Source organism: Facklamia miroungae, assembly GCF_012396555.1.
Taxonomy (GTDB): Bacteria; Bacillota; Bacilli; order Lactobacillales; family Aerococcaceae; genus Facklamia; species Facklamia miroungae.
Genome location: NZ_JAAXPS010000001.1, coordinates 297,753 through 317,863, shown reverse-complemented (window position 1 = coordinate 317,863; position 20,111 = coordinate 297,753). Strand labels below are relative to the sequence as shown.

Annotated in this window: 16 protein-coding genes; all 16 read left to right on the top strand. The window is 40.7% G+C overall.

From position 1 onward, the window contains the following. Positions 1-423: 423 nt before the first annotated feature. The 16 genes from mutS to scpB all read left to right on the top strand — a co-directional run bounded on the left by mutS (position 424) and on the right by scpB (position 20,107). The gene (mutS, locus tag HF969_RS01570) at positions 424-2,988 is read left to right on the top strand and encodes a DNA mismatch repair protein MutS (protein WP_090289014.1); all 2,565 of its coding nucleotides are present in this window, start codon (positions 424-426) and stop codon (positions 2,986-2,988) included. A gap of 50 nt (positions 2,989-3,038) precedes the next feature. Then, positions 3,039-4,925, top strand: a complete 1,887-nt coding sequence (mutL, locus tag HF969_RS01565; RefSeq protein ID WP_090289013.1) for a DNA mismatch repair endonuclease MutL — start codon at positions 3,039-3,041, stop codon at positions 4,923-4,925. Then, the gene (msrB, locus tag HF969_RS01560; RefSeq protein ID WP_090289012.1) at positions 4,918-5,355 is read left to right on the top strand and encodes a peptide-methionine (R)-S-oxide reductase MsrB; all 438 of its coding nucleotides are present in this window, start codon (positions 4,918-4,920) and stop codon (positions 5,353-5,355) included. Before mutL ends, msrB begins: the two co-directional genes overlap by 8 nt. 3 nt (positions 5,356-5,358) lie before the next feature. Continuing rightward, positions 5,359-5,946, top strand: a complete 588-nt coding sequence (gene ruvA, locus HF969_RS01555; RefSeq protein ID WP_090289011.1) for a Holliday junction branch migration protein RuvA — start codon at positions 5,359-5,361, stop codon at positions 5,944-5,946. Positions 5,947-5,968: 22 nt separating this feature from the next. Next, complete coding sequence (gene ruvB, locus HF969_RS01550; protein ID WP_090289010.1) at positions 5,969-6,973, top strand: Holliday junction branch migration DNA helicase RuvB; 1,005 nt, start codon at positions 5,969-5,971, stop codon at positions 6,971-6,973. Between the two features lie 13 nt (positions 6,974-6,986). Then, entirely contained in the window at positions 6,987-8,024 is a 1,038-nt protein-coding gene (gene queA / locus HF969_RS01545; protein WP_090289009.1) for a tRNA preQ1(34) S-adenosylmethionine ribosyltransferase-isomerase QueA, read from the top strand. A gap of 29 nt (positions 8,025-8,053) precedes the next feature. Further along, positions 8,054-11,395: a DNA polymerase III subunit alpha gene (dnaE, locus tag HF969_RS01540; RefSeq protein ID WP_090289008.1), complete on the top strand. Its 3,342-nt coding sequence runs from the start codon at positions 8,054-8,056 to the stop codon at positions 11,393-11,395. Positions 11,396-11,486: 91 nt separating this feature from the next. After that, positions 11,487-12,458: an ATP-dependent 6-phosphofructokinase gene (locus HF969_RS01535; protein WP_090289007.1), complete on the top strand. Its 972-nt coding sequence runs from the start codon at positions 11,487-11,489 to the stop codon at positions 12,456-12,458. A gap of 21 nt (positions 12,459-12,479) precedes the next feature. After that, the gene (gene pyk, locus HF969_RS01530; protein WP_090289006.1) at positions 12,480-14,237 is read left to right on the top strand and encodes a pyruvate kinase; all 1,758 of its coding nucleotides are present in this window, start codon (positions 12,480-12,482) and stop codon (positions 14,235-14,237) included. A 233-nt stretch (positions 14,238-14,470) separates the two neighbouring features. After that, complete coding sequence (locus HF969_RS01525; protein WP_090289005.1) at positions 14,471-15,343, top strand: CvfB family protein; 873 nt, start codon at positions 14,471-14,473, stop codon at positions 15,341-15,343. Next, positions 15,336-16,256 (top strand): site-specific tyrosine recombinase XerD, encoded by a 921-nt coding sequence (gene xerD, locus HF969_RS01520; protein WP_180363655.1) that lies wholly within the window; start codon positions 15,336-15,338, stop codon positions 16,254-16,256. The genes HF969_RS01525 and xerD overlap by 8 nt, the downstream gene beginning before the upstream one ends. 21 nt (positions 16,257-16,277) lie before the next feature. Then, the gene (deoB, locus tag HF969_RS01515; RefSeq protein ID WP_090289004.1) at positions 16,278-17,444 is read left to right on the top strand and encodes a phosphopentomutase; all 1,167 of its coding nucleotides are present in this window, start codon (positions 16,278-16,280) and stop codon (positions 17,442-17,444) included. A 9-nt stretch (positions 17,445-17,453) separates the two neighbouring features. After that, positions 17,454-18,251 (top strand): purine-nucleoside phosphorylase, encoded by a 798-nt coding sequence (locus tag HF969_RS01510; RefSeq protein WP_090289003.1) that lies wholly within the window; start codon positions 17,454-17,456, stop codon positions 18,249-18,251. A gap of 86 nt (positions 18,252-18,337) precedes the next feature. After that, positions 18,338-18,769 (top strand): hypothetical protein, encoded by a 432-nt coding sequence (locus HF969_RS01505; RefSeq protein WP_090289002.1) that lies wholly within the window; start codon positions 18,338-18,340, stop codon positions 18,767-18,769. Further along, positions 18,769-19,533 (top strand): segregation and condensation protein A, encoded by a 765-nt coding sequence (locus HF969_RS01500; protein WP_090289001.1) that lies wholly within the window; start codon positions 18,769-18,771, stop codon positions 19,531-19,533. Before HF969_RS01505 ends, HF969_RS01500 begins: the two co-directional genes overlap by 1 nt. Further along, complete coding sequence (gene scpB, locus HF969_RS01495) at positions 19,526-20,107, top strand: SMC-Scp complex subunit ScpB (protein WP_245694786.1); 582 nt, start codon at positions 19,526-19,528, stop codon at positions 20,105-20,107. Before HF969_RS01500 ends, scpB begins: the two co-directional genes overlap by 8 nt. The last annotated feature ends 4 nt before the right edge of the window (positions 20,108-20,111 follow it).

The following is a 20,111-nucleotide window of genomic DNA, read 5'->3' as shown; positions in this document are numbered from 1 at the left end:
ATTGATCTTTGATCAAAGGCAGGTTTTGAGGATATTATGGCAGGAAAATGCCTGATGCGCCCGGATAATCTATACGTAAAAATACAGTAATAATGGGAACGTAATTTAAAGTCAATCAGAGTGAGATCGCAATTGTCGTTGTCTTAGGCCAGCCTTTTATGAATAGCGGTTCCTCCCTTTTTAATTTATGGAAGAGTTTTTAAAACAAACAGCCAATGAATGCCCTTCCTTTTATTGACTTTAAAGTGGCAGCATCGTTGCTCGTTTTACAAGTCAATGCCTATCGCAGACGGAAATTGAAGAATAAGGTCCAATGATTCTATCAGCCGTTTTATTGTAATCAATGATCAAAAGGGAAGGCCAATAAGAGAGAACCATCTATCCACTTTCCAATCGATTAAATGAACTAGAGGATGAAAGCCAATGTCAAATAAAGAAACACCCATGATGCAGCAGTATTTATCAATCAAAGCCAAACACCAAGACGCCATTTTATTTTTTCGTTTAGGCGATTTTTATGAGATGTTCTTTGAGGACGCCATAACGGCTTCTAGAGTGCTTGAAATCACTTTGACCTCACGAAATAAAAAAGCGGAAGATCCCGTACCCATGTGTGGTGTGCCATATCATTCGGCCACCGATTATATCCGGCGTTTGATTCAAGAAGGCTTTAAAGTGGCCATCTGTGAACAACTTGAAGATCCACGCCTTACTAAAGGGATGGTCAAAAGAGATGTGGTACAAATCATCACACCTGGGACGATACTCGTTGACCAAGCGTTAAAGCATAAAGAAAACAATTACTTAGCCGCTTTTGCTAAGCAAGCAAACACTTACTATTTTCTTTATGTCGACATATCGACCGGACAGTGTCGTATGACACAAACGGAAGATTGGAATCAGTTTGTCAGTGAAATCCAAACCGTTAAGCCGAGTGAGTGGATAATTGATGAAGAGAGCGGGTCTGGTTTTGACCAAGAAGAATTAATTGATCTGCAAGAGCGTATAAACAGCTTTAAATCGGTCTTTACTCCGCATTCCTTAACAGAAAACTTCTTTACTTTAAAAGAAGCCACTCCAGCTCAAGAAGCTTTATTAAAATACTTATCGGCCTATCTCAAATCGATTCAGCCCCATGCTTTTGATTATCTAAAAGAAGTAGAAGTTTATACCTTATCGTCTTATTTGCAAATGAATCAATACACAAAAGTTCAACTTGAATTAACCGAGTCTTTAAGAACCCAAAAACGGAAAGGGTCTCTACTTTGGTTAATCGATCAAACTCAAACCGCTATGGGAGGAAGATTGCTTCACCAGTGGTTAGATAAGCCGTTATTAAAAAAACAAGCCTTAATTAACCGCCATCAAAAAGTAGCTGGTTTAATTGATAATTATTTTATCCGACTCGAGCTGATTGCCGTTTTAAAGAATGTTTATGATCTTGAAAGACTAGTGACTAAGCTATCTCTACAAACGGCCAACGCGAGAGAAGTGGATCAGCTACGGCAATCGCTCAGCCAGATTCCCACTCTGAATCATTATCTTGCCCAAGTCAATGACTCGATGGAGGCAAATGATCATTTTGATCTTCTTCCGGAATTTAAGGATCTTTTAGCAACCATTGATGAAGCTCTTGTGGATAACCCACCCATTTCTCTAACGGAAGGCAGAATCATTAAAGACCACTATCATAAAGAATTAGACGGGTATCGCGACGCTTTAGATAATGGTGAAAGTTGGTTACTTGATTACCAAGAACGCGAACGTCAAAGAACAGGTTTAAAAACCCTTAAAGTGGGTTACAATAAAGTCTTTGGTTATTATTTAGAAATGAGCCGATTGCAAGCAAATGGATTTGATGATCCGACCTATGTCCGTAAGCAGACTTTAGCCAATAATGAGCGTTACATAACCGACGAGCTCAAAAAAATTGAAAGTACAATTCTGGGTGCCCAGGAAAAGGCTGAGAAGTTAGAATATCACTTATTTATTAATTTAAGAAATCGTTTAAATGCCTATGCTTCAGACTTGCAAGATTTAGCGCAAGCCGTTGCAACCTTAGATGTATTATGCTCTTTTGCCGCTTTAAGTGAAGAAGAGAATTTTACCCAAGCCCAGATTTCGGATCATATCAAAGACTATGCGATTGAAGAGAGCCGCCATCCTGTTTTGGAAAAGTTGATTGGTAAAGCTAAATTTATAGCCAATGATTTTCACTTAGACCAAGACCAATTCGTCTTATTACTTACAGGACCAAATATGTCTGGCAAGTCGACTTATATGCGTCAAATTGCATATAGTGTCATCTTAAATCAAATTGGTTGCTTTGTTCCTGCTAAAAAGGCTAGATTACCTTTAGTGGATCAAATTTTTACCCGCATTGGGTCTTCTGACGATTTGACCAGCGGCCAATCTACTTTTATGGTCGAAATGATCGAAACCAATTATGCCTTACAAAATGCTACCGACCGCAGCCTTATCCTTTTTGATGAGATCGGTCGAGGCACGGCCACTTTTGATGGGATTGCTTTAGCGGAAGCGATTCTCTTCTATATCGCTCAAAAAGTAGGGGCAGCTACTATTTTTTCAACCCACTATCATGAATTGACTGACCTCGACCAAAACTTAAGTCAGTTAAAAAATATTCATGTTGGAGCGGTTGAAGAAGCAGGACAGTTAGTCTTTTTGTACAAGATATTAGCAGGACCAGCGGATAAATCTTATGGTATCCATGTCGGTCGCTTGGCTGGACTGCCCGAATCAGTCTTAGTTCAAAGCCAGCAAGTACTGGATGAGCTAGAAGCGAATGCTAAGCATTTAAGGAATCATCAAGCTGACCAAGTCGAGCTCTTTCCAATAGATGACCAGAAACCAATAAATCCTACTCCTTCAGAAGTAGAACTAGCACTTAAAGAGGCAGATGTTAACCAAATGACACCACTTGATGCTTTAAACTTTTTAGCGCAATTAAAGCATAAAATTAAATAGAAGCAGAAACGCAAATACAAACAAAAACACAAATAGAAAAGGAGGCCGCAATGGGAGTAATAAAACAGATGGATACCGCTTTAGCTAATCAAATTGCTGCCGGTGAAGTTGTCGAAAGACCGGCTTCAGTTGTCAAAGAACTTTGTGAAAACGCGATTGATGCCCAGGCAGATCACATTCAAGTAGAAGTAAAAGAAGCAGGTATCCAACAAATTATTGTGATCGATAATGGTCATGGAATGATCGAAGAAGACCTTCACCATTCAGTGCTGGCCCATGCAACGAGTAAAATTTATTCCCTGTCCGATCTTTTCCAGATTTCGTCTTTAGGTTTTAGAGGGGAGGCTTTAGCGTCAATTGCTTCAGTTGCCAAGGTTCGAATGGAGTCGACTTGGAATGGGGATAACCAACCCGCTCAATCTGGTCATTATATCGAAGTGGAGAATTCAAAGCTCACTAAGCAAGGGACTTGTCCACCGCGTAATGGAACGACTGTTCAAGTCGATTCGATCTTTTATAACACACCCGCCCGTCTTAAGCATTTAGCGAGCCTTCAGACTGAAATGCGTCATATCTTAAAGGTGATGCAAGACTTGGCCTTAGCCTATCCGAGTATTTCTTTCACCTTAATTGTCGATGGAGACCAGATTTTACAAACAGTGGGTAAGGGTGATTTAAAGCAAACAATAGCTCAATTGTATTCCCCTCAACAAGCAAGAGAAATGCTAGCTTTTGATGTCACTGATCTTGAGTTTTCACTCAAAGGATTAATCTCACCACCCACTTTGACTCGAACCAGTCGTAATTATATTCATTGGATTGTTAACGGACGAACTGTAAAAAGCCCTTTTCTGACGAATGTTTTAACGAGGGCTTATGGTAAACAATTAATGATTGGGCGCTTTCCAATAAGCTTTATCCAAATTTCAACGGATCCACGTTTAGTAGATGTGAATGTCCATCCTACTAAGCAAACGATTCGTTTAAGCAAGGAGGATGAATTGGCCAAACTTTTAACTCAGGCAGTAGAAACAACGCTGCGTCAAAACCGCGTCATTCCTGAAGCAGGTACTAGCCTTTTCAAGCCTTCACGTCCTTATCAGCAAAATAAAGGTCAACTGGATGGGTTCAGCCAATCTTCCTATATACAAGAGTCTAATCAACCGATCCATAATGGAGAGCAAGCCAAACCATCATCTGCTTTAGAAGCGAACTTTGAGCCCACTCAAACCACAAGGGAACTAACCTATCCATCAGACTTTTCACATTCAATTTCAGAGTCAGGGGAAAAGGAAGTTTTTGAGCAAGAGGAAGCAAAGCCTATAATTGACTTTAGTCAATTGCGTTATGTGGGACAAATTCATGGTACCTATTTAGTCGCTGAGGGACCGACTTCATTCTATTTGATCGACCAGCACGCAGCCCAGGAAAGGATCCGCTATGAAAAATTAATGGCAGACCAGGTCGATGTTACCCAGCAGCAAGACCTTTTGTTGCCTAAATTATTTAGCTTTGATTTAAAGACGGCACAATTGGCTCAAGAATACGGCGATCATTTACAGGAAATTGGAATTATTTTACAGCCCTTTGGTCCTAGGTCATACCAGATGCAAAGCCATCCAACTTGGGTAGAAGTAGATGAGCTTGATCATCTGATACCCGATTTGCTCGATCGCTTAAGTCGCCAAGACAATTTATCAGTCAATGAATTAAAAGAGACCAGTATCATTATGCAATCCTGTCGCGGAGCGATTAAGGCCAATCACCGTTTAGCTGAAGCTGAAGCGATCCATTTGTTAGCTGAAATGAACGACTTAGACGATCCTTTACATTGTCCCCACGGACGCCCCGTCTTTATTGAATTTGATCCGACTACCATTGAAAAACTATTTAAACGTATTCAAGACCATCACTTAGGAGGAAGAGCTAATGACTAAAAAAGATTATCAAGATAAAATTGAAGCCTTAGACCCGATTCAATACCATGTCACCCAAGAGGCCGGAACAGAAAGACCTTTCACGGGTATGTACGATCAATTTGACCAACCAGGAATCTATGTGGATGTTGTATCCGGCGAACCTCTTTTTTCTAGTAAAGATAAATTTGATGCAGGCTGCGGTTGGCCATCCTTTAGCCAGCCACTTAAGGGGACGGAGCTGCAAGAGCTAGAAGACCGTAAGTTGGCAATGCCACGAACAGAAGTCCGCTCAAAACAAGCCGATTCCCACCTTGGGCATGTTTTCAATGATGGCCCTCGTGATAAGGGGGGCTTAAGATACTGCATTAATTCTGCGGCCTTACGCTTCATTCCATTAGAGCAAATGGATCAAGCAGGTTATAGTGATTACAAGAAATGGGTGGAATAGTTAATGTATCAATATATTCAAGGGCAAATTAAACAAATCCAACCCACATACTTGGTTTTAGAAGCCAATGGGATTGGTTATCAGATTTGGTGTGCTAATCCATTTCGTTGGCAAGAAAAGATGCAAGAAGAAATAAAAATCTTTATCGAATTAGTCGTTCGCGAAGATGCCATGCTCTTATATGGCTTTAGGGATGAAGCTGAAAAAAATCTTTTTTTACAATTGAACAAGGTTTCCGGTATTGGTCCCAAGTCAGCACTTTCGATTTTAGCCCTGGATGACCAAGCTGGTTTGATTCAAGCGATTGATTCGGCTGATGCTAAATACTTAATGAAATTCCCTGGTGTAGGAAAAAAGACAGCCCAGCAAATGATTTTAGACTTACAAGGTCAACTTGATTTAAGTCAAATCAAAGAAACTAGCCCGGTGCACACAATAACTAACGATCACTTGGAAGAAGTCAAACAGGCCCTTGAAGGCCTTGGTTATTCCAAACGTGAAATCGAACGTGTCACGCCTCAGATTGAAAAAGAACAAATTACTTCGACACAAGCAGGGTTGAGTTTAGCTTTTAAATTATTGATTAAATAAACTAAGTTAGAAAGGAGCGCTTATGGATCAAGAACGATTTGTATCAAGCGAAAGCTTGACTGAAGATGAACAACATTTAACGACACTGAGACCGCAATTATTAAAGGATTATATCGGCCAAGCCAAGGCCAAAAATGAGCTCAGTGTCTATATTCAAGCAGCCTTAAAAAGGTCGGAAGCGCTCGATCACGTCTTATTGTATGGCCCTCCAGGCTTAGGTAAGACGACACTTGCCTTGGTAATTGCCAATGAACTAGGTGTTAAGATTCAAACTAGCTCAGGTCCAGCTATTGAGCGTCCTGGTGATTTATTAGCTATTTTAAATGAATTAAACGCCGGTGACATTCTCTTCATTGATGAAATCCACCGTCTGCCTCGAATTGTAGAAGAAGTGCTATATTCAGCAATGGAAGATTATTACGTAGATATTGTCATTGGCCAAGGGTCAACCTCACAGCCTATTCATTTTGAACTGCCACCTTTCACACTGATTGGTGCCACAACTCGCGCGGGAATGTTGAGCCAGCCCTTACGGGACCGGTTTGGGATTATGGCCCATATGCAGTATTATGAAGTCGAAGATTTGGAAATGATTGTTAAGCGCTCCGCTAAAGTGTTTCAAATTGCAATTGATGAACAAGCCAGTCATGAATTGGCTGTTAGAAGCCGAGGAACCCCGCGAATTGCCAACCGGATGCTCAGACGGGTACGTGACTTTGCCCAAGTGCATGGTGATGGTAATATCCATATTAAGGATACACGTGGAGCTCTTGAGGTCCTTCAAATTGATGGTTTAGGCTTGGATCCATTGGATCGTAAAATCCTAACCACCATGATTGAATTTTACGGGGGAGGACCGGTCGGTATTGCTACTTTAGCAGCAAATATTGGCGAAGATATTATTACCTTAGAAGATATGTATGAGCCTTACCTTGTCCAACAAGGATTTATCCAACGTACACCCCGTGGACGTATGGTGACGGAATTAACCTATCGTCACTTGAATTATCCATTAAAAGATCAATAGAAAGAAGAATACAATGACTTATACAACCAAAGATTTTGATTATCATTTACCGGAAGAATTGATTGCTCAAACCCCCTTAAAGGATCGTTCTTCATCACGCTTGTTGGTCTTAGACCGTCAAAGCCACCAAAAAACGGATACTGATTTTAAACATATTCTCGATTACCTTCAAAAAGGCGACGCCTTGGTAGTGAATGAAACACGGGTCATCCCAGCACGTTTATTTGGCGTCAAACCGGATACGGGCGGACATATTGAAGTATTATTACTAAACAATACCCAAGGCAATCAATGGGAATGTCTGGTCAAACCAGGTAAACGAGCAAAAGTGGGGACCGTACTACACTTTGGTGACCAAGCTCAATTAGTAGGGACCATTGTTGAACACAAAGCAGATGGAGGCAGAATCATTGAATTTTCTTATCAAGGTGTCTTCCTTGAAGTATTAGAATCTCTAGGACAAATGCCTTTACCCCCTTATATCAAAGAAAAATTAGATGATCCAGACCGCTATCAAACAGTCTACGCCAAGCAGAATGGATCGGCGGCCGCACCGACAGCTGGTTTGCACTTTACCCAAGACTTGTTGCAGGAAGCAAGAGATCGGGGTATTGAAATTATTCCAATTGTCCTCCATGTGGGTCTTGGCACCTTCAGACCCGTATCAGTGGAAGCGATTGACCAACATCAAATGCATGCTGAATATTATCAAGTCAGTCCTGAATCAGCTCAACGCATCCAAAGAGTTCGCCAGAAGGGCGGTAAGATTACAGCAGTCGGTACAACGAGCGTGCGTACCTTGGAGACGATAGCACGTGACCACCAAGGTCAGATAGTAGCCGCTTCGGGTTGGACGGATATTTTCATCACGCCAGGTTTTAAATTTTGCGCAGTTGATCATTTAATTACTAACTTTCACTTGCCTCAATCGACTTTAATGATGTTGGTTTCTGCCTTTTATGACCGCAACAAAATTTTAGATGCTTATCAACATGCTGTGGCTGAAAAATATCGTTTCTTTAGTTTTGGAGATGCCATGTTTATTTTATAATTTGACAAAGTGGAAGGTGAAAAAAGCAAATGCTATTCAATGTTCGTAGCTCTTATTCCTTATTACAATCCACTCTTGATCTGGACAAGTATGTTGAGCGAGCCAAACAACTAGGCTACACCCATCTTGGTTTGGCTGATGAAGGCGTCTTACATGGCAGTTTGAAATTCTACTTGGCTTGCCAAAAAGCAAACGTCCAAGCAATGATTGGTTTAACCCTCAATTTGCCTGGTCGGGTTGACAATAGCCAAAACTATCCTATTTTAGTCTACGCCCTGAATGATCAGGGTTATTTGACTTTGATTCAAATTTCCAAAATCATTAACCAGAGTCAACCGGATTACCAAAAAATTGATCAATTGATGCGTCAAGCTCAGCAGTCTCTGATTATAATCAGTCCGGGTAAAAAGGGTGAAATGGAACAAGCCCTTCTACACGAAAATTCCCGAGCAGGTCAAGCGATTCTTGAAGCTTGGTTAAGCATTTTTCCTAAGACGAATATCTATTTGGGCCTTTCCATTTATCCTTACAATGAATTAGAAGTTTCTTGGCTAAGTCAGTTTGCCAATAACAACCAGCTGACTCTTGTTTGTAACCAATTGGTTGAAAGTCTTACGAGTGAAGATGGTTTTGCAATTCGAATTTTACAAGCGATCGATAGCAATGAAGTCTTAGACCCATCTATTATGACCTATCGGACGTCACATTATCTCTATGGCCTTAAAGAGTTAGAAGACCTGTATCAACAAAAAGGTTTAGACTGGGTTGTTGCTAATAGTCACGCCCTCGAAGACCGGATGCAGGTGGAACTACCGATCAACCAATCCTTATTACCTAAGTTTCAGACACCAGCTGACCAAAGTGCTAAAGATTACCTTAAAGGATTATGCCAAGCCAATTTAAAGAAACTAGAAGGAGATCAAATAGCCAATTATCAGGTGCGACTCGATCATGAGCTAACCATCATTGATCAAATGGGTTTTAATGACTATTTTCTAATCGTTTGGGAAATCATGGCTTTTTGTCATAGTCATGCTATCAGGACAGGCCCTGGTCGAGGATCCGCTGCCGGATCTTTAGTCGCTTATTTACTGGGGATTACTAAAGTCGATCCGATTGAATACGATCTATTGTTTGAACGCTTCCTCAATCCTGAGCGTTATAATATGCCCGATATTGATATTGATATCCCTGATGACAAGCGTGAGCAAGTGTTACGCTATATTGAAGAAAAATATGGCAGTCAACACGTCGCGCAAATGATTACCTTTGGAAGCTTTGGCGCTAAGCAATCCTTGCGTGACACCTTGCGGGTCTTGTCTTTTCCTAAAATAGTACAAGTTCGATGGTCTAAAACCATCCCCAACGAGGTCTCCATTCAGCTAAAAGATGCTTTTCAAAAATCATCTGCCTTGCGTGATTTAATTGCCGAAGACCCTTTAAACCAGCAAATTTTTAAAACGGCCCTAACCATCGAAGGCTTGCCTCGTCATACCTCGACACATGCTTCAGGGGTCGTGATTGCGGATCAAGATTTAAGTCGCTGGATACCCGTTTTCTCTCGCGAAAACCAGATGCAGATCACCCAATTTGATATGGAAGATGTGGAACGCGTCGGCTTGTTAAAAATGGACTTCCTTGGTCTTAAAAACTTGCAAATTCTTGATCAAATCCTTAAATTAATTCGCAAAAATCAAGGTCAAACAATCGATATCGACCGCATCGATCGGAATGATCCAGCCACGCTAGAACTCTTTCAAAGGGCTGACACGCAAGGCATCTTCCAATTTGAATCGGAGGGTATCCGTCAAGTTTTAAGAAGACTGAAACCAGAAGCTTTTGAAGATATTATTGCTGTTAATGCTCTCTATCGGCCGGGTCCGATGCAACAAATAACGCATTTTATTGCTCGCAAGCACGGTAAAGAAAAAATAGAATATATCCATCCGCTATTGGAAGAGATCCTCAAGAAAACATACGGTATTATTGTTTATCAAGAACAAGTGATGCAGATTTGTCAAAAGGTAGCAGGCTTTAGTCTCGGCCAAGCCGACCTCTTAAGAAGGGCAATGGGAAAAAAAGAAATTCACTTAATGGAGAAACAAAAATCCGACTTTTTAGCAGGCTGCCAAGCTAGAGGTCTAGCCCCATCAACCAGTCAAGAAATCTTTCACTATATTTATCAATTTGCTAACTACGGCTTTAACCGAGCTCATGCAGCAGTTTATTCAACCTTGGCCTATCAGTTAGCTTATCTAAAGGTACATTATCCTTTAGAGTTCTTTACCGCCATCTTGAATCAGGGGCGGTCGATTCACCAGAGTTTAGATGAATATCTCAGTAATGCCAAAAGGACACTGGGCAAGTTTTTAATGGTAGATATCAACCAATCCCATTCCAATTTTGAAATTGAAGATGGGAAGATTCGGATCGGTTTAATGGCTATCAAGGGACTGCGCCAAGATTTTTGCCAAGCAATTTTGGACGAGCGTAATTTAGCGGGACCATATACCGATTTTCAAAACTTTTTGTCGCGTTTACCGGTCAAATTTCTCAAAAATAACTTAATCCAAGCTTTAATAGATGCGGGTGCTTTGGATACTTTTGGGTATACCCGAGCTACCTTGACAGAGAATTTGGATCGCTTTATTCAATTTTGCAAAATTTCTGGCAACCATGTTAATTTATTAAAAGAAATTGAACCTAAGGTAAGTCTCGAACCTGAATGGCCTAAGGCCATCCTCCTAGACCGTCAAAGAGAAGTTTTGGGACTTCAGCTAGCAGGACACCCGATTGATGACTATTTGAAAATAATCGAAGCTGATACCAGCTTTCATACGATTGGGTCTTTAAAATCAGCTGCCAAGCACAAAACAGTCAAAATTTTAGCTTACATCGAAAATATAAAAGTTATCGAAACTAAGAAAAAAGAAAAGATGGCCTTTTACCGTTTGAATGACGGAAGTCAATCCATTTCCTTAGTAAGTTTCCCCGAGACCTATCAGCGCTTTGGTCATCAGGTCAAGGATGGACAAGTCATTGCCTTGCAAGGTCAAGTTAGTATAGACCGTCAAGGAGAGCTTCAGATTGTTTTAGATAGGCTACTCCCTTTACCAAGTAATGAAGATAAGCCCCCTTTGAACAAACCACAACAAGTTTTCCTAAGAATCATTGCTGATGCGTCGAGTGCAGAATTAGTTGAAAAAGTAAAAAAATTAGCCCAAAAAAATCCAGGTCCATTAGAAATCATTATGGTCGATACTCAGCGTAATGCCTGGAAGCTAGATAAGGCATATAACCTATCGATGGCTCACCGGGTAGTGGAAGAATTGAAAAATTTGTTTGGTGAGCAGAACGTTTACTTTAAGTAAGCATTGATTTCTGAAAACGAAATAAAAGACAGGCTTTTCAAATAATGTTAAACTAATACTGACAGAGGTAATTTTTATGAAGAGGTGAACTATGAGACGTTTAGCAGTACTTACAAGTGGAGGTGACGCTCCAGGCATGAATGCCGCCATTCGGGCGGTCGTTGAGCAGGGACTCCATCATCAAATTGAGGTAGTTGGTGTTCAACATGGCTTTAAAGGCTTAGTCGAAGGAGAATACAAAAAGATAGGTATTAATGATCTTTCCCACGCCATTCGTAGAGGAGGAACGATTCTTTATTCAGCCAGATATCCCGAATTTAGAGAGGTAGAAATTCAGAAAAAAGCCATTAAAAAGATGGAAGACGAGGGTATTGAAGGCTTGATTGTCATCGGTGGTGACGGATCTTTCCAAGGGGCACTAGCCTTAACTAAGCTGGGCTTCCCCGCCATAGGTATTCCTGGAACGATTGATAATGATATACCGGGTACTGAATACACCATCGGTTTTGATTCAGCCATGTCGGCAGCGATTGAAGCCATTGATAAAATTTCAGATACGGCAGCTTCACACAACCGTACCTTTGTAGTCGAAGTCATGGGCCGCAATGCCGGTGATATTGCTATTTGGGCAGGAGTGGCGGTTGGAGCGGATGCAATTATTATCCCCGAAGAAGAGTTCTATATCGGTGACATTGCTAGAAGGGTTAATACTTCCTTATGCCATGGTAAAGACCATGCCATTATTGTTTTAGCCGAAGGAGTGATGGGGGTTGAAGAATTCATTAAAGAATACAAAAAAGAAGCCCCTAATCAAAGTGTCAGAGGAGTCAATCTCTCTCACATCCAACGAGGTGGGAATCCTACCGGTAGAGACCGGGTCTTTGCAACTTTAATGGGTGCCAAAGCAGTGGACTTAATTCTACATGGACAATCAGGTATTTTTGTAGGTATTACCAATGAAGAACTTTCAGTCTGCGATATTGTTGAAACATTAACGAAATCCCAACACAAGGTCAGAGATGATTTGTATCAAATTAACCGTACTTTAACCGATCGTTACTAGACATAAATAAAGGAGTTCATAATGAAAAAAACAAAAATTGTATGTACGATGGGTCCGTCCACATTATCTAAGCAGGTTATGATGGATCTTCTCAAGGCTGGTATGAATGTAGCCCGCTTTAATTTTTCGCATGGCGATCATGAATCTCAGCTAAACCATTTCAATCTTTTCAAAGAAGCTCGCGAAGAAACGGGATTGATTGCCGGTATGCTCCTTGATACAAAGGGACCGGAGATTCGGACCCACATGATGGAGAATAATGGTGTTCTCTTAGAAAAAGGTCATCAGATTCAAGTTGTGATGGAAGAAGTCTTAGGTAATGCTGAGCGATTTTCGATCACTTATGCGGGTTTAATTGATGATGTTAAGATCGGCAGTTATATCCTAATAGATGATGGTTTGATTGAATTAGAAGTGAAGGCTATTGATTACCAAGCTAAAGAAATCACCTGTGAAGTTGTCAATTCGGGGGTCTTAAAATCACAAAAAGGGATCAATGTACCCGGTATCTCTCTCAATATTGCAGGGATTACGGATAAGGATAAGGAAGATATCCGTTTTGGATGTAAAAATGAAGTGGACTTTATTGCTGCTTCTTTTGTCCGTCGACAAAACGATGTGATGGAAATACGAGCTATTTTGGAAGAAGAAGATGCCACCCACATCAAAATCATTTCTAAGATTGAAAACCGTGAAGGTGTCGACAATATCGATGAAATCATTAAAGTGTCTGATGGAATCATGGTGGCTAGAGGGGACTTGGGTGTCGAAGTTCCGACTGAAGATGTTCCTCTCATCCAAAAGATGATTATTAAAAAGTGCAATCGAGCCGGTATACCGGTCGTGACTGCTACCCAGATGCTAGACTCCATGCAAAGAAATCCAAGACCTACGCGCGCTGAAGCCGGCGATGTGGCCAATGCCATTTTTGATGGAACCGATGCGGTTATGCTATCAGGTGAGACGGCTGCCGGTGATTATCCTCTAGAAGCCGTTGAAATGATGGCTAAGATCTGTGAGCGGACGGAATCTCAACTCTTAGGTCAAGACGCCTTTACACTTAAGAAATTTGACCAAGCTGATTTAACCGAAGCGATAGGTCAAGCAGTTGGTCATACGGCGCGTAACTTAGGTATTCAAACCATTGTTGCAGCCACATCCTCTGGTCATACTGCCCGCATGATTGCCAAGTACCGACCAGCATCCAATATTTTAGCGGCTACTTTCGATGAGAAAGCCCAACGGTCGCTAACGCTTGTTTGGGGTGTTCAACCCTTTGTGATTGGCAAACCCAATTCAACCGATGAGATGTTAGATTCAGCTTCGGCCATGGCCGTTAAACAAGGCTTCGCTAAAGAAGGAGACCTGATTATTATTACTGCGGGTGTGCCAGTGGGCGAACAAGGCACAACCAATATCATGAAGATTCAATTAATTGGTACGAAACTAGCAGAAGGTCAAGGGGTAGGAAATGGTAACTTTATCGGTAAGGCTGTCATTGCTCATACAGCTGAAGAAGCGAATGCTCTGGTGCGACCCGATACAGTATTAGTGACTAATCAGACTGACCGTGACTTTGGCCCTGCCTTAGAGAAAGCTGGTGCGATTATTTGTGAAAGTGGAGGAATCACTTCTCATGCAGCCATTATTGGTTTAGAAAGAGGTATCCCAGTTGTGGTAGCTGTTGAGGACGCCATGAATGCCATTAAGCATAATGAGTTAATTACAGTCGATGCCCGTCGGGGAATTATCTACCGCGGAGCAACCGTGTCTATTTAAGACGGTTTAACCATCTTATAAGAGTAACAGAAGACATTCATTTGATTAGCGGTCATTAATCGAATGAATGTCCTTTTATTTTGATGCTTCTTTTCTATTTATTGTTTGAATATGTTAAACTTATGAATAGAATGAAAGGATAGGAGGTATTTAGCACTTCAGAATAGGTTAACTACCTTTATCCAATTAAAAAGGGGAATTACAGACAGGCAGATCAGATAGGAGATTGAGGCATGAAATTAGGAAGAATTGAAACTTGTAAAATAAGTGATGAAAATGAAAAGAGTTATTTTGCACAAATTGAGGGAACAACCTTTCGATTAGATAAAGATCAAATCCAAGAAAACACTTTTCAAATAGGCGATGAGGTAACAGGTATCCTCTATGAGGACATGAACCATGAAGCGCGTATTCAAATGGATTTACCCAAAGTCAGAAAGGGTCATTATAATTGGGGCACCGTCACCCAAGTGCGTAAAGATTTAGGCGTATTTGTGGATATTGGTCTCTATCAAAAAGATATTGTTGTTTCACTTGATCATTTACCGGATGATAAGAAAGAATGGCCTCAAAAAGGGGATCGCTTATACTTAACGATGTCTGTCGATGATAAAAACCGCTTCTGGGGCGAATTAGCAACTTTTGAGCAAATAGCCAATCTTTTCATTAAAGCACCTGAGCGTTTAATGAATCAAGATATCGAAGTAACCATTTTCCAATTAAAGCTTGTTGGTGCATTGGCCATTTCTGAAGAAAATTTCCGTGCTTTTATCCATGAAAGTGAATGGGTCCTCCCTCCGCGTTTAGGACAGAAAATCAAAGCGCGAGTGATTAAAGTTCAAAGTGATGGCTCCTTAAACCTCTCCCTTAAACCAAGAGCCCACGAGGCAATTAGCGATGATGCGACGATGATAATTCGCTTGCTAGAAAAGACCAATGACCATTTTCTTCCCTATCATGATAAGTCAGATCCCGAAGTGATTAAACGCGAATTTGGTATTAGTAAGGGGCAGTTCAAGCGGGCGGTTGGCGCCTTGATGAAAAATAAACAGATCCGTCAAGAAGCTAATAAGGGAATTTACCTGCTTGATTCAAAAAATGAATAAGCCACACCCTTACGATCTGCAAGATTATGTTGCGGATTTTAAACGTTATCTTCAAATTGACCAGGTTAAATCGAAAAATACCATTCAAGCCTATATCAGGGATTTGGCTAAGTTTATGACCTACTATCAAGCTCATCCTACAAAGACGTTGGATCAAATCGATTATGGATATATGCAGGGGTTTTTGCAGGATTTGAATCAAAAGAGCTATGCCACTTCATCGACATCGCGTCTCTTGTCTGCTTTAAAACAGTTTTTCCATTACCTGTTAAAAGAAGGACATATCGAACAAAACCCTTTACAATTAGTACAAGGCCCTAAACAAGTTAAGTCTTTACCCAAGGTTTTATCCATGGATCAGGTTGAAGCCATTATCCAAGCACCTGATATTACCAATTTGACGGGTTTAAGAGATCGAGCCATTTTAGAAGTATTTTATGCTTGCGGTTTAAGAGTTAGCGAATTGACTCACTTGCAAATGGCAGATTTACACTTGGAATTAGGTTTTATACAAACAATAGGTAAGGGTCAGAAAGAACGGATTATTCCCCTAGGAGATGAAGCGATTTATTGGATCGACCAATACTTACAAGATGCACGTCCTATTTTTGCCAGTAAGAAAACGGCCCAAGCGGGTCAATTCCTGTTTCTGACTGAGAGGGGAAGACCCTTTACTCGTCAAGGCATTTGGAAAAACTTAAATAAATACGTTCAACAAGCTGGCGTTAAACAAAGAGTGTCGCCCCATATGTTAAGGCATTCTTTTGCAACTCATTTGTTAGAAAATGGGGCCGATTTGCGAATGGTTCAGGAATTACTGGGACATTCAGATATTTCTACGACACAAATATACACACATATTTCACATCACCGCCTACAAGAAGTCTATCGTAAGAACTTCCCGCGCGCTTGAGGTGGAAAAAGGAGGAAAAACATGTTTAAAAGAATACACTTAATTGTTATGGACTCAGTCGGAATCGGTGAAGCACCCGATGCAGCCGAATTTGGTGATTATGATGTTAATACACTAGGTCACATCGCTGAGAACTTTGACTTACGCTTAAAACACATGGCAAAAATGGGCTTAGGTAAGATAGCACCAATCAAAGGTGTCGAAGCAGTGGATCAGACGACAGCTTATTGGACGAAACTGCAGGAACGCTCAGCAAGTAAAGATACCATGACTGGTCATTGGGAAATGATGGGGCTTTATATTGACCAACCCTTTAGAGTCTTTCCTGACGGCTTCCCGCAAGAATTAATCGAAAAACTTGAAAAATTCTCAAACCGAAAAGTAATTGGCAATAAAGTAGCCTCTGGAACGGAAATCATCAAGGAATTAGGCGCCCAACAATTAGAAACAGGTGATTTAATCGTTTATACATCGGCTGATTCTGTTTTGCAAATTGCTGCGCATGAAGAAGTCATTCCACTTGATGAATTATATAAAATCTGTGAATACGCCCGCGAAATCACCTTGAAAGATCCGTATATGATCGGCCGAATTATTGCACGTCCTTTTATCGGTCAACCTGGTGATTTTCAACGTACTAGTAATCGACATGACTATGCGCTTGATCCATTTGGCGAAACAACCTTAGATTTCTTAAAAGAAGCAGGCAAGTCAGTCATTGCAGTCGGTAAAATTAATGATATTTTTAACGGCGCTGGAATCACTGAATCCGTTCGCACTAAATCGAATATGGATGGGGTAGACCAATTATTAAAAGTAATGGCCAAGGACTTTGAAGGATTATCTTTTACCAACTTAGTCGATTTTGATGCTCTCTATGGTCACCGCCGTAACCCACAAGGCTATGGCCAAGCTTTAGAAGATTTTGATGCTCGGATCCCTGAAATTATTCAAGCCATGACCCCCGATGACCTCTTATTGATTACGGCTGACCATGGAAATGATCCGACATACAAGGGAACAGACCATACACGCGAGTATATTCCTTTGCTTGCTTTCTCTAAAAAGTTTGAAGCAGGTAGTCAATTGCAAGCCAAACACTTTGCTGATATTGCAGCAACCATATCCGATAACTTTAATGTCATGCAAACCGACCAAGGCCAATCGTTTTTAGCCCAATTAAAATAGGAGAAAGATATGTATCAAAAAACATTAGATTATTTAAAAGAACACGGAATGGTCGCCCCTAAGATTGGACTGATTTTAGGCTCCGGCTTAGGAGACTTAGCTGAAGAAATTGTGAACCCTGTTAAAATTCCTTATGAGCAAATACCTGACTTTCCCGTCTCGACCGTTGAAGGTCATGCCGGTCAGTTAGTTTATGGCAGTTTAGCGGGACAAAAAGTCATTGCCCTACAAGGAAGATTTCACTATTATGAAGGCTATGATCTTGAAACCGTAACTTATCCGATTCGAATCTTTAAAGAATTAGGGGTGAAAAGCCTTATTTTGACCAATGCAGCGGGTGGAGTAAATACCAGCTTCAAGCCAGGCGATTTAATGGTTATTTCGGACCAGTTGAACTTTACGGGTGAAAATCCTTTAATCGGTAAAAATAATAGTCAAGGTCCTCGTTTTGTGGATATGAGTCAAACCTATAGTAAAAGAGGGATTGAACTTTTACACCAGACAGCTAAAGACCTAGGATTCCATTTGCAAGAAGGAGTATACGCTTGGATGACAGGACCATCTTATGAAACACCTGCTGAGATTAAGGCGATTCGTTTAATGGGTGGCGATGCAGTCGGTATGTCAACTGTACCTGAAGCGATTGTTGCTAAACATTGTGGATTAGAAGTCTTAGGTGTTTCTTGCATTACTAATTTTGCTTCCGGTATGCAAGAAACTTTAAATCACGAAGAGGTAATGGCAATTTCTAAAGAAGTTAAGCCGCGTTTTAAGCAGTTAATTTATCAAGTGATTGAGCAATTATAGGCATTTGTAATGTTTTAGGTTGAAATTTAAGGCTTTGCATGGTAATATCGCAAGGAAATCTAATAGGAGATAGGAGGTCGCTAAAGATGCTAGTTAATTCAACGCACAAGAATGAAAAAGTCGTTTTAGGTCTATTAAGCTTAACCTGTGAAGGTGAAGAACAAATGACTGAAGCGGGAGAAATTTTAACTAAATATCGCGACCAAGAAGGTTTTGACCTTTATTTGTATAAAGACCCCGAAACAAGTAACTTTGTCGGTCTGATTGGTATTGAACAACGTAAGGTAGAGACAGATCCAGCCGAAAATCTTTCGACGATTATTGTGCATCGCATTTCAATTATTCCTTCTTTTGAAGGGGAGTCAGTCGATTACCTTTTATTTAAGGAACTGAAAGAAATGTTCCCTCAAATCCAAATCGCGGGTTCGATCCAATCGCATACCCAAGACAAAATTGCACAATTTGCTGAACGTTATCGTGAAGAAAAAGAAGCAAGTAATGAGGGTGAAGCAGATTAATGCAAGAAGATAGACCAAGCGAAGACTTAACACTCAAATTAACGGCCTTTCAGGGGCCGTTTGATTTGCTTTTGCACCTGATTAAAGAATTAGAAGTAGATATTAATGATATACCCATGTCAGCTATTACCGATCAATATTTAAGTTATATCCACCAAATGCAAGAATTAGACTTGGATAAAGTGGGGGAATACTTAGTGATGGCGGCGACTCTCTTAGAGATAAAAAGTCGCTTACTCATCCCGATCGAACCGGATAGCATAGAAGAGGGGGAAGAAGACCAAGACCCAAGGTCTGGTTTGGTTCAACAATTATTAATTTATCAGCAATTTCAGTTAGTAGCAGATGCTTTAGAGGAAAAACAAGCCGATCGCAGTAAGTATTTTGCGCGTCCTGCTGCAGATCTTTCAAGCTTCTTGACTTTTCTCCCTTTGGAAGAAGGTGAAATTACGCTTGAGCAATTGCAAAAGAGTTTAATAAGTGTGCTGCAAGCTCAAGACCAAAGACAGCCAAAAGAAAGAGAAATTCACCAAGATCAAGTCTCAGTAACGGAAAAGATTGATTTCATTCGCCAACAATTTCACCAAAAACAGTCAAATCAAACGATAGGCTTTTCTTCTTTATTGCGCAACGGCTCACGACCAGAAATTATTGCGACTTTTATGGCCATTTTAGAATTGGTTCGCAAGCAAGTCTTAGTCTTTCAGCAAGAAAGCTATTCGGATGCGATTCAACTTCGATTAAGGGAGGAAGGCTATGCTTAGAAAATTAGCAGGAATTATCTTTGTGGCAGGAGAAGAGGGTGTGACTTTAACTGAGCTATCCAATCTTTTGAATCTTTCTCGGACTGAATTGATGACTTTGATTGAAGAATTGAAACAAGGATTAAAAGATCATCCACTGTCACCGATTCATTTGGTACAATTTGGTGATCGTTTCTTATATGTCACTCAGGCCGATCTTGAACCCTTGATTGAAAGTTTTGCCCAATCACCCCTACAACAGAAATTGAGTCGACCTGCGATAGAAACATTAGCGATTGTTGCTTATCGGCAACCGATTACCCGGATGACCATTGATGAAATCCGAGGCGTTTCCTCTCAAGCCATGCTACAGAAGCTTGTAAGTCGAGACTTGGTTAAGGAAGTTGGTAAATTAGAAGCTCCTGGCAGGCCGATTCTTTACGGCGTGACGGATTACTTTTTGAATTATTTTGCCCTCTCATCGCTTGAAGATTTACCTCCGATCGAAGATTTGGCTCTCAATAGTCAGACTGCCTCGGAAGAACTTTTTTCCTTAAAAAAATGGGAAGTTAATTTGTTTGATTCAGAAGAATAAGGAG